Genomic DNA, 14,640 nt, shown 5'->3' on the forward strand with positions numbered 1-14,640 from the left:
CTCAGGCCTTGGCGATCCGCTGCTTGAAGGTGCGGCCGATGGCGTGCACGCCGGGCTCGTAGCGCTTGTCCTCGATGGCGGCCAGGGCCAGCTCCAGCGCGGTGGCGGCGATCAGGCCGTGCTGTTGGGCCATGGCGTTGACCGGCAGCGGCAGGAAGTCGAGCAACTGGTTGTCGCCGAAGGTGCCCAACTGCAGTTGGCGTGAGTCCTCGGGGCGCGCCTGCAGGGTGTCGAACACGCCTTGCAGCAGCACGTACGAAGTGGTCACCAATGCATCCGGCAGGCCACCCAGTTCATCGATCAGTTGTTGCATCAGGCGTTGGCCGCACTCGCGGCTGAAGGCTTCGCCTTGGCAGCGGCGCACTTCGCCGTCGAAACCTTGCAGGGCTTCGTCGAAGCCCCCGGCACGGGCCTGGCTGACCGACAGTTCGGGGCGCGCGCCGATCAGGGCGATGCTGCGCGGGCGGGTTTTCAACAGGCTCTGGGCCAACTGGCGGCTGGCGTCGCGGTCATCGCTGATCACCGAGCAGAAGTGGGCGGGGTCCAGGCGCCGGTCGATGGCGATCACCGGCAGGCCCTTGGCCTGCAGCTCGCGGTAGCTGTCGTCTTCCGCAGGCAGGCAACTGGCGACGAACAGCGCGTCGCAGCGCCGGGCACGGAATAGCTGCTGCAACTGGCGTTCGCTGTCGGGCTGGTCGTCGCTGCTGGCGATCAGCAGCTGGTAGCCACGGGCGCGGGCGCCTTGCTCCAACTGCTTGGCGATGCGGGCGTAGCTGGGGTTCTCCAGATCCGGGAGAATGAAGCCCAGGGTGCGGGTGTGGCGGCTGCGCAGGCCGGCAGCCTGGGGGTTCGGGGTGAAGCCGTGGGCCTCGACCACCGCACGCACCCGCTCGACGGTGCTGCTGCTGATGCGCTGCTGTTCGGCCTTGCCATTGATGACGTAGCTGGCGGTGGTCACGGACACACCGGCCAGACGGGCGATATCGCTGAGTTTCACCGAATTTTCCTTGTTGTTTCCGGGACTGCCTGCGGGGCTTGACCGGCTAGTTTCACCCATCGACGAGCCCGCGCGCAGACGACCATTGTCGCAATTGTCCGACAGGATGGGGCTTTTTCGTTGGCAGATTATCGAGTAACGTGGCCGCTTGGTCAGATTAAACGTTTCAGCAAGACGAAATTTCCTGCCTGGAAATGCGCACTTGCCCGTTGCGCTGATCGTTTTGGCGGCTTTTACCGCCGAATTCCACAACAATACCTCGGTAGCCGATGGGGCTGCCGCAAAAGGAGAGGGTCATGCTCGAGCTTGCCGTTGAGCAGATTGCCATGGGCCAGCGTGCCGCCGACAAGGGCGAGGCACTGGCGCTGCTGGCCGATCGACTGGTTGCCGATGGTCTGGTCGCCGAGGGTTACCTGGCCGGGCTGCAGGCCAGGGAGGCACAGGGTTCGACCTTCCTCGGCCAGGGCATCGCCATCCCCCACGGCACGCCGCAGACCCGCGACCTGGTGTTCGCCACTGGCGTACGCTTGCTGCAGTTTCCCGACGGCGTGGACTGGGGCGACGGCCAGATCGTCTACCTGGCCATCGGCATCGCCGCGCGCTCCGATGAACATTTGCGTCTGCTGCAACTGCTGACCCGTGCCCTGGGTGAAACCGACCTGGCCGAGGCGCTGCGTCGCTCCGGCAGTGCCGAGGCACTGCTCAAGTTATTGCAAGGAGCGCCACGCGAGCTGGCGCTGGATGCCCAACTGGTCGGCCTCAACCTGGCGGCGGAAGACTTCGACGAGCTGGCCTGGCGCGGTGCTCGCCTGCTGCAACGCGCCGGTTGCGCCGACAGCGGCTTTGCCGCCGTGCTGCAGCAGACCGAGCCGCTGCCGTTGGGCGAAGGCCTGTGGTGGCTGCACAGCGAACGCCAGGTGCGCCAGCCAGGCCTGGCGTTCGTTACCCCGCAACACCCCCTGCGCTACCGCGACCAGCCACTCAATGGCCTGTTCTGCCTGGCCAGCCTCGGTGCCGCCCACCAGGCCCTGCTCGAGCGCCTGTGCGAGGTGCTGATCGAGGGGCGCGGGCAGATGCTCTACCAGGCCACCAGCAGCCGCGCCGTGCTCGAAGTGCTCGGCGGCGAGGCGCCCGCCGACTGGCCTAGCGCCCGTGTGGCGCTGGCCAACGCCCATGGCCTGCACGCGCGCCCGGCCAAGGTGCTGGCGCAACTGGCCAAGGGGTTCGAGGGTGAGATCCGCATCCGGCTGCAAGACAGTGCCCAGCCTGCCGTCTCGGTGAAGAGCCTGAGCAAGCTGCTGAGCCTCGGCGCCCGTCGTGGCCAGGTGCTGGAGTTGATCGCCGAACCCGACATCGCCGCCGATGCCTTGCCGGCGTTGCTGGCGGCCATCGAGCAGGGCCTGGGCGAGGAGGTGGAGGCACTGCCGCCCACAGCGATGCAGGACGAGGCAGCGGTGCCGGCCCTGCAGGCTCCGTTGCCAGGCAGCACGCTGCAAGGTGTTGCTGCGGCGCCGGGCATCGCCAGCGGTCCGGCCCATGTCCAGGTCGAGCGCGATATCGACTACCCGCTGCGCGGCGAGTCGCCCGCCCAGGAGCGGGCCAGGCTGCGCCAGGCCATCGACACGGTGCACGCCGATCTTCAGGCCCTGGTGCAACGCAGCGACAAGGCCATCGGCGAAATTTTCGTCACCCATCAGGAAATGCTCGCCGACCCGGCCCTGACCGACGACGTCGAGGTGCGCCTGGCCCAGGGCGAAAGCGCCGCCGCTGCGTGGATGGCAGTGATCGAAGCCGCCGCCCGTCAGCAGGAGGCCCTGCACGATGCGCTGCTGGCCGAGCGGGCCGCCGATCTGCGCGATATCGGTCGTCGGGTGCTGGCGCAACTGTGCGGCGTGAAGGACAGCGCCGAGCCAGAGCAGCCCTATGTGCTGGTGATGGCCGAAGTCGGCCCTTCGGACGTGGCGCGCCTGGACCCGGCACGGGTTGCCGGTATCGTCACCGCCCAGGGTGGCGCCACCGCGCACAGCGCCATCGTCGCCCGGGCACTGGGCATCCCGGCGGTGGTCGGGGCCGGGGCGGCCGTGCTGTTGCTGGAGACCGGCACGCCGATGCTGCTCGATGGTCAGCGCGGGCGGGTCGTGGTTTCGCCAGCCGAGGCCGAGTTGCAACGAGCCCTGGCAGAGCGTGATGCCCGCGAGCGTCGGCTGCAGATCGCCTGGGCCAACCGCCATGAGCCCGCGCGGACGCGCGACGGCCATGCCGTCGAAGTGTTCGCCAACATCGGCCAGAGCAACGGCATCGACAAGGTGGTGGAGCAAGGTGCCGAAGGCATCGGCCTGTTGCGCACCGAACTGATCTTCATGGCCCACCCGCAGTTGCCCGATGTGGCGACTCAGGAAGCCGAGTACCGTCAGGTGCTCGATGGCCTGGACGGACGGCCACTGGTGGTGCGCACGCTCGACGTCGGCGGCGACAAGCCCTTGCCGTACTGGCCGATCGCGGCTGAGGAAAACCCGTTTCTCGGCGTGCGCGGCGTGCGCCTGACCCTGCAACGCCCGCAGGTGATGGAAGACCAGCTGCGGGCCCTGCTGCGTGCCGCGGATGAGCGCCCGCTGCGCATCATGTTCCCCATGGTCGGCCAGTTCCATGAATGGCGCGCCGCCAAGGCCATGGTCGAGCGCCTGCGCCAGGAGATCCCGGTGGCCGACCTGCAGGTGGGTATCATGGTCGAAGTACCGTCGGCCGCCTTGCTGGCCCCGCAGTTGGCCCGCGAAGTGGACTTCTTCAGCATCGGCACCAACGACCTGACCCAGTACACCCTGGCCATCGACCGTGGCCACCCGAGCCTCTCGGCCCAGGCCGACGGCCTGCACCCGGCGGTGCTCAGCCTGATCGACATGACCGTGCGCGCCGCCCATGCCCAGGGCAAGTGGGTGGGCGTATGCGGCGAACTGGCGGCCGATCCGCAGGCGGTCGCCGTGCTGCTGGGCCTGGAGGTGGACGAACTGAGCGTCGCTGCCCGCAGCATCCCTGAAGTCAAGGCACTGGTGCGCCAGGCCGACCTTTCGACGGCCCGCGCCCTGGCGCGCGAGGCCCTGCAACAAGACAGCGCCGAAGCAGTCCGGGCGCTGGTGGAGCGTTACTGATGGCCAAGATCCTCACCCTCACCCTCAACCCGGCGCTGGATATCACCATCAGCCTCGATCGCCTGCGACCCGGTGCGGTCAACCGCAGCCAGGCCCAGCACAGCCATGCAGCCGGCAAGGGGCTGAACGTCGCCCAGGTGCTGGCCGACCTGGGCCACAGCGTGACCGTCGGCGGTTTCCTGGGGCAGGACAACCTGGCGCCGTTCGAGGCGCTGATTGCCTGGCGCGGGTTTGCCGATTGCTTCGTCCGCGTGCCCGGTGAGACCCGCAGCAACATCAAGCTGGTCGAGGCCGATGGCCAGGTCACCGATATCAACGGACCCGGGCCTGAAGTCGACCAGGCCGCCCGCGATGCCTTGCTGCAACGTCTGGCGCACGTAGCCCCGGGGCATGACGCCGTGGTGGTGGCCGGGAGCCTGCCACGGGGGATCAGCCCCGAGTGGTTGCGCGAGCTGCTGCTGATACTCAAGGCGCAGGGCCTGAAGGTGGCCCTGGACAGCAGCGGCGAAGCCTTGCGCGCCGGCCTGCAGGCCGCACCCTGGCTGGTCAAGCCCAATACCGAGGAACTGGGTGAAGTCCTTGGGCTGCCGGTGCAGGCCGCGGACGAGCAACGCGCGGCCGCACGGCGGCTGCTCGCCACTGGCGTCGAGCATGTTGTGGTGTCCCAGGGCGAGCAGGGTGTGAGCTGGTTCGCCGCTGGCCTGGCGTTGCATGCGCAACCGTCGAAAGTGCGCATCGCCAGTACCGTCGGCGCCGGTGATTCGCTGGTCGCCGGCATGGTCCATGGCCTGCTCCAGGCCGAAGCGCCCGCCGCCACCTTGCGCCGCGCCACCGCCATCGCCGCCCAGGCAGTCACTCAGGTCGGCTTCGGCATTCACGACCGTGAACAACTGCAGCGCCTGGAAGCCGCCGTGCGCGTTACAGAACAACAAGAAGAGGGCTGCTGATGAACATTGCCATTGTCACCGCCTGCCCCAACGGCCAGGTGTCCAGCGTGCTCAGCGCCCGCCTGTTGGCCGCCGCCGCCCAGCGTCGGGGCTGGAAAACCTGCGTCGAGGTGCACGACGCCGAACACCCGGAGCTGCGCCTGACGCCAACGCAGATCGCCGAGGCCGACTGGGTGCTGGTGGTCAGCACCGGGCCGGTGGACCTGGCGCGTTTCGCCGGCAAGCGCCTGTACCAGAGTACGCCGGCCCAGGCCCTGGCCGACCGTGAAGGCTTCCTCGACGAGGCCGCTGCCGGCGCCCAGGTGCAGGTGGCGCAAACCCCGGTGCGTGGCGCGCCGAAGATTGTCGCGGTAACCGCCTGCCCGACCGGCGTGGCCCACACCTTCATGGCCGCCGAAGCCCTGCAACAGGCGGCGCAGGCCATGGGCTACCAGCTCACCGTGGAAACCCAGGGCTCGGTCGGCGCGCGCAACCCGCTGCCGGCCGAGGCCATCGCCGCAGCCGATGTGGTGTTGCTGGCCGCCGATATCGAAGTACCGGCTGCGCGCTTCGCCGGCAAGCGTATCTACCGCTGCGGCACCGGTATCGCCCTCAAGCAGGCCCGCGCCACGCTGGACAAGGCACTGGCCGAGGGCAAGGTAGAGGCGACGGGGACGACCGGCGCAGTGCCGCCGGCCGAGAAGACTGGCGTCTACAAGCACCTGCTGACCGGGGTGTCGTTCATGCTGCCGATGGTGGTGGCCGGCGGTTTGCTGATCGCGCTGTCGTTCGTGTTCGGCATCGAGGCCTACAAGGAACCCGGCACGCTGCCCGCCGCCTTGATGCAGATCGGCGGCGAGGCGGCGTTCAAGCTGATGGTGCCGTTGCTTGCCGGCTATATCGCCTGGTCCATTGCCGACCGCCCGGGCCTGGCGCCCGGGATGATCGGCGGCCTGCTGGCGAGCACCCTTGGGGCGGGGTTCATCGGCGGCATCGTCGCCGGCTTCCTGGCCGGCTACAGCGCCAAGGCCATCGCCCGCTGGGTGCGCCTGCCCAGTAGCCTCGACGCGCTCAAGCCGATCCTCATCATCCCGCTGCTGGCCAGTCTGTTCACCGGCCTGGTGATGATCTATGTAGTCGGCCAGCCCGTGGCCGCCATGCTCGAAGGGTTGACCCACTTCCTCGACAGCATGGGCACCACCAACGCCATCCTGCTCGGGCTGCTGCTCGGCGGCATGATGTGCGTGGACCTCGGCGGGCCGATCAACAAGGCCGCCTACGCGTTCTCGGTGGGACTGCTGGCGTCCTCGAGCTACGCGCCGATGGCCGCGACCATGGCCGCCGGCATGGTGCCGCCGATCGGTCTGGGCATCGCCACCTTCCTCGCCCGGCGCAAGTTCGCCCAGAGTGAGCGCGAGGCCGGCAAGGCGGCGCTGGCGCTGGGCCTGTGCTTCATCTCCGAGGGCGCGATCCCGTTCGCCGCCAAGGACCCGTTGCGGGTGATTCCGGCGAGCATCGCCGGGGGCGCGCTGACCGGGGCCTTGTCGATGTACTTCGGCTGCAAGCTGATGGCGCCCCATGGCGGGCTGTTCGTGCTGCTGATCCCCAACGCAATCAACCATGCGCTGTTGTACCTGCTGGCCATCGTCGCCGGCAGCCTGCTGACGGCGGTGGTGTACGCGCTGATCAAGAAGAGCGAGCAGGTGGAGATGGTCGTGGCGCCGGCCAAGGGGTAACCCAGCAGGGCCCTGTCGCGGGGCAAGCCCGCTCCCACGTCTGGCAGCTGACAAGACGTGGGAGCGGGCTTGCCCCGCGATAGGGCCATCAAACGCCTCAACCCCTGGTCTTGCCCCGCAGCGGTTTGAGCAGGTCGCCCAGACCGTTGTGGTCGATCTCGTGCATCAACGCCAGCAACCCGCCCAGCTCACCGGGCGGAAAGCCTTTACGGGCAAACCACGCCAGGTAATCCCCCGGCAGGTCGGCGATGATCCGCCCCTGGTACTTGCCGAAGGGCATGGTGCGGGTGACCAGCAGTTGCAGGGTTTCGGGTTTCATCGGGGGCAGCCTGTTGCGGGTGAAGCGCGGACCATACTGCAAACTGCACGACGACCCAAGCGGCGATCATGCAGAACGCCGTTGAACGGCCTGTTTATGAGTTATTCAAGTCGCTGATTTATATGAATTATTTTTATTTCATGGGCCTGGCACGAAGCCTGCTCCGATCAAGGTGACTATCACCTGCCAAGGAGTTGTTGCCATGAGTAATCCCAACAAAGACACGATCGACGTACTCAACGACCTGATCGAGTACAGCAAGGATGGTGAGAAAGGCTTCAAGACCTCCGCCGAGGATGTGAAGAACCCTGAACTGAAAGCATTCTTTGTGCAGCGGGCAGGCGAATGCGCCAGTGCCGCCGCCGAGTTGCAGGGCGAAGTGCGGCGCCTGGGCGGCGACCCGGAAACCAGCACCAGCATCAGCGGCGACCTGCACCGTGGCTGGGTCAACCTCAAGTCGATGGTCACCGGCAAGGACGAAGAGGCGGTGCTCAACGAAGTGGAGCGTGGTGAAGACCATGCGCTGAAGGCCTACAAAGAGGCCCGTGAGAAGCTGGTCAAGCTGGGCCGGTCAGCCAACGACACTTCCTATGCCTTGGTAGAGAAACAGCTGCAGGGTGTGCAGCGTAACCATGATCAGGTGAAGGCGCTGCGTAACGCAGCCCGCGCCCGTTCATAGATTTAATTAGTTAATGCCGCCACTGGGCTATCAGCTTATATTGAGATAGTTCAGTGGCGGAGTATGTAAATATAGATAGTGTAAAAATTAACGAGAGACATGCTGTGATTATTGAATGCTATGCTTGTTTCTTTTGATCGCTTAGGTAAAGAAATTCATTGAATATTTTTGAGAATTCTAGGGTTTTTTCATGGTGGGTTAAGCAGAGGTGCTCGATTATTTGAGATTCAGACATTAGTTTGTTTTTTATGACATGTTTATAAAATTTTTTATTGTCTAGATCTGTTGGTATAGCGCCAAGAGTTTTTACTAAGTCAGGTGCGCCATTGTGATAATCTGAGTGTAATTGCTTTTCTACACTGTCAAATGGAATGCAGTAAACATTTTTGAAGTTTTTGGCGTGCTTGAGCTCGGCTTGATCTCCATCTAATATGGAAATTACATTTTTTTGCTCAGAAAAAAATTCTTCTTTAGCATTTCTGGTCATTAAATCTACAACACCGCTTCCGCCACCTATGTAAATTATTTTGTACTGGAAGTGAGTCGCAGGGTGATGTTTAGTAAGTATGTGCTCTAAAAGTTTTTGAAGTAACTCATCTTCTGTAAGGATGTAACGGTCCCACCCCCTAAAGCCAAAGAGCAGGCTCTTCACATACCCATAGGACGCTGGTGCTGCTGAGACGTTTCCGTTGTCTTCTAGTAGGTAAAATATCTCGTTGTCTGAAAGGGTTTTTATAAGGGCGAGGGAGTGTGTGGTAAATACAATATTTACGTTGTATAGATGGCAAAATTCACGAAGCTTAAAAGCTAGTCTCGTCTGCGCTGCTGCGTCGAGTGATATATCAATTTCATCTATTACAATTAACTTGCAGTGGTTTTTTATTTTTCTGTAGACGCTAATTAATAAATACTCGCCAGAGCTGAGGTAGTCTTCCCTGATGTATCGGCTGTTGTCTAAGAGTATGCAGAAGTAATCTGTGCGTTTAACCTTTATGCGTATCAGTGAATCAAACTTGGTCGTGGAGTATATGTAATTTAGGAAGTTGATGAGCTCCGTTGGGCGGTCAAATGTGCGCAAGACAATGTTGCTTCGAATATCAGGGTCGGCTTTCGTCAGCGTTTGAAAAAAACTGAAGCGTTGCCCGTGTGGTATAGGGAGCTCTACGTCTATGTTGGCCTTTATATGATCTGGTATGAGGGTCTTTGTATTCAGCGTGCGGATGTTATGGTCGTAAGTGAAAGTGTATTCCGAATCGTTGACTTTGTATTTTATGAAGCTTTCATTGCTGAATATGCCAGGTTGGGATGTTTGCGTGAAAGTGTCAGCAAATTTCAAGTTTTGAATCGATTTTATTAGTGTTGTTTTTCCAACTCCGTTTTTGCCTATTAGACATGTAAGTTTCGGGTCGTTTAAGTCGATGCTAAAGCTTAGGCTCGAAACGTGTTGGATGTTACAAATTTCGAGATGTATCTTCATAGTGATTTTACCGATCCGCGAACGAACATGTCGACAACTGAGGCTCCGTACTTCCTTCTGAGCTTGTCTAAGTATATTTTATCTGTTGTGTTTATGTAGTTAAGGTATCCAGATATTTTTGTAAGGGCTGCGTTGCTTTCAGTATTTATTTTGTCTAGGAACTTTTCTCTATCTTTTGTGTAAAAGTGAAGGAGTACTTCGATTTCATTTTTTAATTTCGAGTCAATAGTGATCGAGCCGTTGGGTAAAATCATCATGCCAAGAATGATCACCCTGTTACCTATGGAGTTGAATTTTGTTTTTGCACTATTCAGCGATAGCGTATCGCCGAAACACTGCTTTAGTATCGCCTCTACTGCTGGTTTGATATTGTATAGCTCTTTGTTGCCTCCTGAAATTATTATGTCGTCAGAGTACCTAGTATAGGTAAAGCCGTGGTCTCTGCAAAAGCTTTCAAGTAGGTCGTCAAACTCCAAAAGACAAGCGTTGCTAATTAGTGGCGATGTTGAGTATCCAACTGGCAACCATCCGTCTATGGTAATCATATCCAGAATGCGATCAACGTACTGCAATGTATCGCTAATAGGAATACTTTCGATGCTTTGAATAATGCATTTTCTCACTAGTTCCGTACTTAGGCTGCCGAAAAAATTATTCAAGTCGGTCTGAAAGAAATACTTGCCTGCAGAGTGTTTTTTTACCGCGTCCGAAACGTTAAAGCCCTTGCGGTACGAATAAACGCAGGATTCATTGTACTTTAACCATTGGAGTACAAAAAGATTAAGAAATTTATGATAGGTTTTTAGCGTTGGGTCGGCTTCATATATAATTTTCTCAGCGATTTTGGTTCGTTTTTTTACTCTTTTTGATATGTCGCCGGATATGAAGTCTGAAAAATCATATTTTTCATGATACATTGCTTCAAAAGCAGATTCGAATGTAATATTTGCCATGCTGGTTCTCGGACGATCTTGTAGCAAATAAGGTAGCATAGCCTATTTGGCACGAGAGTCTAAGATGTATGTGAATAAATCTTAGGTTGAGCGCCAAACTAACAAAGTGCGCATGCTAAGAAAGACTGAAGAAGGCAGGAGAAAGAGGGAGGGATAAACTGATGGCCTTGTATTCGAATTTACTATCTGTATGACTTTTCTCCAAAACGCAGGAGAAAAGTCATACAAAAGTAACATGAGTCAAGGCCTGTAGAGGTCAGCGTTGCGACTGGAGATACTCCTAGTCACTGACATGTTGTTATCGTAGCGGGTTCCGGTATAGAAAACAATCGTCTAGGAGAGCAAGCTCGTTCCAGCTCACCTACTCATTGATTCTGCTGAAAAATACCCTTCTCGGGCATCGTCCCGAAAGGAATCGGGTAGGCATAAAGATCCAGTTGAAAAACCTCTAATTTACGAGATTTCGTCTAATGCCCCCTCAACCCGATTCCGGCCATTGGCCTTGGCCCGGTACAACGCCTCGTCCGCATCACCCAGCAGTGCCGCCAGATCCTGATGGTTGCCTGGGGTGTGCAGACCAATCCCCACACTGACGGTCACCGACCGCTCGTCATCGCCAAATGGCGGCATCGCCTCGACACTGGCGCGAATGCGCTCGGCCAGCAACCGGGCGCCGGCCAGTTCGGTTTCCGGCAGCACCACCTGGAACTCCTCGCCGCCGTAACGCGCCGCCAGGTCCGCCGGGCGACGGATGCACAGCTCGATGGTGGTGGCCACCTCGCGCAGCACATGGTCGCCACCGGCATGGCCATGGCGCTGGTTGAAGGCTTTGAAGTGATCCACATCCACCATCAGCACTGCCAGCGGCTTGCGGTTGCGCTGGGCGCGCGCCCATTCCTGGCGCAGCACTTGGTCCAGGCGGCGGCGGTTGGCAAGGCCGGTGAGGCTGTCGGTGGCGGCGAGGGTGGCCAGACCCAGTTCGGCATCGTGGCGCCGACGCAGTTCGCGGCCCAGCAGCAAGGTCAGCCAAAGGATGCCGATGCACAACACGCCGGTGGCCACGCTGACCACGATCGCGGTACGCCGCCACGACTGGAACACTTCATCGGCCGAGTGGGCCACCAGCACGATCAGCGGCAGGTCGGCGACCCGGGCGAAGGTGTAGAGGCGCTGGCCTTCATAGGCCGTCGAGCGGGCGGTGAAACTGCCGCTGCGCTCGCCGAGGATGCGCTTGAAGTTGGGGCGCTCGCTGAAGCTGGTGCCGATCAGTGGGTCTTGCGGCCGGGTCGGCTGGCGCGCCAGCAGCTGGCCATCGGTGTTGAGCAGGTTGATGCTGCTGTCCACGCCGATGTCCAGGCGCTGGAACAGCTCATTGAAATAGGACAGGCGCAGGGCCCCGGCGGCCAGGCCCTGGAATTCGCCGTTGGCGCCGGAGATGCGCCGGCTGAAGCTGATGCACCAGTCCAGGTCGCCCAGCCGCGCCTTGAACGGTGGGCTGATCAGCAGGCCCAGGCCCGGGCGGTCGCGGTGCGCCTGGAAGGCCACGGTGTCGGCGAAGTTGGCCTGGCGCGGCACCGCGCTGGTGGAGTCGCCGAGCACGTCGCCCTTGGCATCGAGCCAGAGAATGTCACCGCGCACCGGGGCGGAGAAGGCCTGGTTGAACAGGATCTGCTGGCGCAGCTTGGTCGGCACGTTGAGCAGCTCGGGGTGCTGCACGGCCCAGATCAGGCCCTTGAGCGACTGGTCGTAGAGCTCGACGTTGCGCAGGATGTCGCTTTCGATCAGTTGCACGATGTTGCTCGACGAGCGCATTTCCGATTGCTCGACGCTGTCGCGCTCGCGGGCCAGCAGGTAGCCGACGATGGCCACGATGGCGAGCACGGCAAGGCAGCTGCCCAGGTTGAGGACCAGCTCGGGGTGTGACTTGTACAGGGCGGATCGTGGTGATCGGGTGGGCAACGTCATGCTCGCAACTGCATAAGCCCCGGGATCCATGGGGAGTGGGCCGGAAAGCGGCGGCGGTATTTTAGGCAAGGCGGGATTGTCGGACAAGATCAAAGGTGTTTTGCCCGACGGAATTGATTCAGTAGCCCCGCGATGGGATGTACGACATTTCCGAATCTGAAACCAAATGCTTCAGTCGGGCTGTGCTTGGGACCTATCCTACGCGCTTGCCGGAAGGGTCTGGATAGGCTGGGAAATGCATCAGGGCTAACGTCGTCGGGTCGCCAAATTTGGTGACCGGGCGTGAGAAACCCGAACGATGTTGGTTCCGCATTCTGTTACGGCAGCCGTGCATGGGCAGACTTAGGTCTGACCGGGTTCCAATGTCCTCGGTTTTCTCACCCCATGTACGGCTGCCACCCTTATCTGGTGAGAAAGGATGAGCTGGCGGTTTCCTTTAATGACATTGGAAATTGCTTATGAAAAAGCTGGTACCTGATCCCCCCATCCCCTACATCTCCATCATCGACCATCTGCCCCTCGCCGAAGTCTGGGAGCATGCCGCTGTCCTGATGACCATGATGACCCGCACCTGCGATGTCTACATGGCCTTTCCCGTGGATGAGCGTCCCGAGATCCTGGTGGATAACATTTCCATCCTCAGCCGGCTGCTGAGCTGCCTGATGGCCCACGCCAGCTCACTGGAGGTGCAGCCATGAGCGAGCAGCTCGATATGCCCGTCACCGCGGGCGACGAGACCTTCCTGGAATGTTATCGCGTGCTGCCGGGTGTGCCCTTGAGCCGGGCATTCGATGAACTGTCGGTATTGCAGGATTGCATCCTGCACCTGACCACCGAGGCGGAAATGGAAGGTGACCTGAAAGCGGGGAGTGCGGCGCGGATGCTCAGCGCCATGGCCAAGGCGCTGATCAATGACCTGGAGATTGGCTTGCCCCGCGATCGGTTTCAGATCAGAACACGTTCAGCGGATAATCCACGATCATACGGAATTCGTTGTTGTCCTGAATGGTCGAGTACGCCGCGTTGGCCCGGTGCGTGGCATAGCGCAGCAGCACCGACAGGTCCTTCAACTGGCCTTCCTGGAACACATACTTCACGTCGAAGTCGCGCTCCCAGTGCCGGGCATTTTCGCCGTCGGCGTTGTAGAAGGCGTAGTACTGGGTGTCCTGGCTGGCCTTGGTCAGGTCGGCCTTGCCGCGCGAGTACGACAGCGAGGTGCTCAGGCCCGGCATGCCGAGGCCGGCGAAGTCGTAGTCGTACTGCAGCTTCCACGAGCGCTCGTTCGGTGCGTTGAAGTCCGAGTACATGCGCGAGTTGTCGAGGAAGATGCTGTCGCCCAGGTTGATGTAGTCGAACGGCGTGTCGCCATTGACCCGCTGGTAGGCGGCGGTGACGCTGTGGTACCCGGCGGCGACGGTGAAGTGCACGCTCCAGGTGTTGTTGTCGATGCTGCCCAGCTTCGACTGGCCGGTGTCCTGGGTGTGATAGAAGTGCACGCCTGGGTTCAGGCTGACCAGGTCGTTGACCGCGTAGGTGTAGTCGAAGTCGGCGTAGTACTGGTTCCAGATGTCCTTCAGCTCGGCGGCGTAGAGGTTGGCGGTGACGCCCTCGGTACCGCTCCACGACGCGCCGGCCCAGCTCAGGTTCTGGCTGTCCTGCTCGGGCGTCTGGTTGCTGTAGTAGGTGTTGATGCGGCGGTGGCCGCTCTGGTTGTACGGCTTGGTGAAGCTGACCTTGCCACCTTCGAGCATCAGCCCGTCGATGCTGTTGTTGGTCAGCGCGACGCCGCGGAAGGTCTGCGGCAGCATGCGGCTTTCGCCACCGGCGATCACCGGGTTGGTGAGGAACAGGTCACCGGCCTTGAACTCGGTATCGAAGCCCTTGAGTTTGATCGCGCCGCCGGCGGTGGAGAAGGCATGGCGTGCCTTGTCCTCCGGCGCGCTCGGCAGGATCGAGGTGCCGGCGCGGCCATCACCACCGTCGAGCTTCAGGCCGACCATGGCGTGGGCGTCGAGGCCGAAGCCGATCACGCCCGGCGTGTAGCCGGACTCGAAGCGCGCCACGGCGCCCTGGCCCCACTCGCGCTTGTCCTTGATCGAGGCATTCTTCTCGTTGCGGTTGAAGTAGGCATTTCGGAAATGCAGGTTCAGCGTGGAACCCTCGATGAAGCCATCAGCCTTGTCTTCATCGGCCTGTGCGGCCACGGGCATCGTTGCGGCCAATGCAACGAACAACGGGGTGAAACGAAACGCGAAAGACACCGGTACAAACTCCTTTGGTCAAGCGATGGGGCAGTTTTTTATTGTCGTGTCTGCAAGTTCTTATTAGAGACGTAACAGCCAGGCTGAGATTTTCGACGCATAAAAAAAGCCGCTGAAAGGCAGCGGCTTTGAAAGGCTAACATATCGTCACAGGCAGTGCCCATGGTGTAGCCCAGGGAAA

The 14,640-nt window shown here is 60.7% G+C and carries 11 protein-coding genes and 1 pseudogene; 6 read left to right on the plus strand and 6 right to left on the minus strand.

Annotated features, from left to right (window positions below; genetic code table 11):
* Nucleotide 1 precedes the first annotated feature (1 nt).
* On the minus strand, nucleotides 2-997 hold the full coding sequence (gene cra, locus ABZO33_RS09510; RefSeq protein WP_414535845.1) for a catabolite repressor/activator: 996 nt from the start codon (nucleotides 995-997) through the stop codon (nucleotides 2-4).
* A 296-nt stretch (nucleotides 998-1,293) separates the two neighbouring features.
* On the opposite strand from cra, the gene ptsP reads away from it, so the two are divergent.
* From ptsP to ABZO33_RS09525, 3 genes are read left to right on the plus strand one after another with little or no spacing between them, the layout of a single operon-like run.
* Nucleotides 1,294-4,143: a phosphoenolpyruvate--protein phosphotransferase gene (ptsP, locus tag ABZO33_RS09515; protein WP_414535846.1), complete on the plus strand. Its 2,850-nt coding sequence runs from the start codon at nucleotides 1,294-1,296 to the stop codon at nucleotides 4,141-4,143.
* Nucleotides 4,143-5,090: a 1-phosphofructokinase gene (gene pfkB / locus ABZO33_RS09520; RefSeq protein ID WP_414535847.1), complete on the plus strand. Its 948-nt coding sequence runs from the start codon at nucleotides 4,143-4,145 to the stop codon at nucleotides 5,088-5,090. Before ptsP ends, pfkB begins: the two co-directional genes overlap by 1 nt.
* On the plus strand, nucleotides 5,090-6,805 hold the full coding sequence (locus ABZO33_RS09525; RefSeq protein WP_414535848.1) for a PTS fructose-like transporter subunit IIB: 1,716 nt from the start codon (nucleotides 5,090-5,092) through the stop codon (nucleotides 6,803-6,805). The genes pfkB and ABZO33_RS09525 overlap by 1 nt, the downstream gene beginning before the upstream one ends.
* A 97-nt stretch (nucleotides 6,806-6,902) precedes the next feature.
* Here ABZO33_RS09525 and ABZO33_RS09530 read toward each other — a convergent pair whose 3' ends face one another.
* Nucleotides 6,903-7,124, minus strand: coding sequence for a DUF3820 family protein (locus ABZO33_RS09530; protein ID WP_031315465.1), 222 nt, complete (start codon nucleotides 7,122-7,124; stop codon nucleotides 6,903-6,905).
* Between the two features lie 202 nt (nucleotides 7,125-7,326).
* Between ABZO33_RS09530 and ABZO33_RS09535 the strand changes: the two genes are divergently transcribed.
* Nucleotides 7,327-7,803 carry a ferritin-like domain-containing protein gene (locus tag ABZO33_RS09535; protein ID WP_367857072.1) on the plus strand — a complete coding sequence of 159 codons (477 nt, stop codon included), beginning with the start codon at nucleotides 7,327-7,329 and terminating at the stop codon, nucleotides 7,801-7,803.
* 118 nt (nucleotides 7,804-7,921) lie between these two features.
* Here ABZO33_RS09535 and ABZO33_RS09540 read toward each other — a convergent pair whose 3' ends face one another.
* The 3 genes from ABZO33_RS09540 to ABZO33_RS09550 all read right to left on the minus strand — a co-directional run bounded on the left by ABZO33_RS09540 (nucleotide 7,922) and on the right by ABZO33_RS09550 (nucleotide 12,192).
* The gene (locus tag ABZO33_RS09540) at nucleotides 7,922-9,280 is read right to left on the minus strand and encodes a hypothetical protein (protein ID WP_414535849.1); all 1,359 of its coding nucleotides are present in this window, start codon (nucleotides 9,278-9,280) and stop codon (nucleotides 7,922-7,924) included.
* Nucleotides 9,277-10,233: a reverse transcriptase family protein gene (locus tag ABZO33_RS09545; RefSeq protein WP_414535850.1), complete on the minus strand. Its 957-nt coding sequence runs from the start codon at nucleotides 10,231-10,233 to the stop codon at nucleotides 9,277-9,279. Before ABZO33_RS09545 ends, ABZO33_RS09540 begins: the two co-directional genes overlap by 4 nt.
* A gap of 453 nt (nucleotides 10,234-10,686) precedes the next feature.
* Complete coding sequence (locus tag ABZO33_RS09550) at nucleotides 10,687-12,192, minus strand: diguanylate cyclase (protein WP_414536331.1); 1,506 nt, start codon at nucleotides 12,190-12,192, stop codon at nucleotides 10,687-10,689.
* Nucleotides 12,193-12,656: 464 nt separating this feature from the next.
* Between ABZO33_RS09550 and ABZO33_RS09555 the strand changes: the two genes are divergently transcribed.
* Entirely contained in the window at nucleotides 12,657-12,896 is a 240-nt protein-coding gene (locus tag ABZO33_RS09555; protein ID WP_414535851.1) for a hypothetical protein, read from the plus strand.
* A pseudogene (locus ABZO33_RS09560) lies at nucleotides 12,893-13,135 on the plus strand (DUF3077 domain-containing protein); the annotation flags it as partial. The gene ABZO33_RS09555 and the pseudogene ABZO33_RS09560, both read left to right, overlap by 4 nt.
* A 13-nt stretch (nucleotides 13,136-13,148) precedes the next feature.
* On the opposite strand, the gene ABZO33_RS09565 reads toward ABZO33_RS09560, so the two are convergent.
* Complete coding sequence (locus tag ABZO33_RS09565) at nucleotides 13,149-14,459, minus strand: OprD family porin (protein ID WP_414535852.1); 1,311 nt, start codon at nucleotides 14,457-14,459, stop codon at nucleotides 13,149-13,151.
* Nucleotides 14,460-14,640: the final 181 nt, after the last annotated feature.

It is taken from the genome of Pseudomonas sp. CAM1A (assembly GCF_047501685.1).
Lineage (GTDB): Bacteria > Pseudomonadota > Gammaproteobacteria > Pseudomonadales > Pseudomonadaceae > Aquipseudomonas.

Bases quoted from the DNA above. Each gene is read 5' to 3' on its own strand.
- ABZO33_RS09540 (WP_414535849.1), bottom strand. From the start codon at position 9,280: ATGAAGATACATCTCGAAATTTGTAACATCCAACACGTTTCGAGCCTA.
- pfkB (WP_414535847.1), top strand. From the start codon at position 4,143: ATGGCCAAGATCCTCACCCTCACCCTCAACCCGGCGCTGGATATCACC.
- ABZO33_RS09535 (WP_367857072.1), top strand. From the start codon at position 7,327: ATGAGTAATCCCAACAAAGACACGATCGACGTACTCAACGACCTGATC.
- ABZO33_RS09530 (WP_031315465.1), bottom strand. From the start codon at position 7,124: ATGAAACCCGAAACCCTGCAACTGCTGGTCACCCGCACCATGCCCTTC.
- ABZO33_RS09545 (WP_414535850.1), bottom strand. From the start codon at position 10,233: ATGGCAAATATTACATTCGAATCTGCTTTTGAAGCAATGTATCATGAA.
- ABZO33_RS09555 (WP_414535851.1), top strand. From the start codon at position 12,657: ATGAAAAAGCTGGTACCTGATCCCCCCATCCCCTACATCTCCATCATC.
- ptsP (WP_414535846.1), top strand. From the start codon at position 1,294: ATGCTCGAGCTTGCCGTTGAGCAGATTGCCATGGGCCAGCGTGCCGCC.
- ABZO33_RS09525 (WP_414535848.1), top strand. From the start codon at position 5,090: ATGAACATTGCCATTGTCACCGCCTGCCCCAACGGCCAGGTGTCCAGC.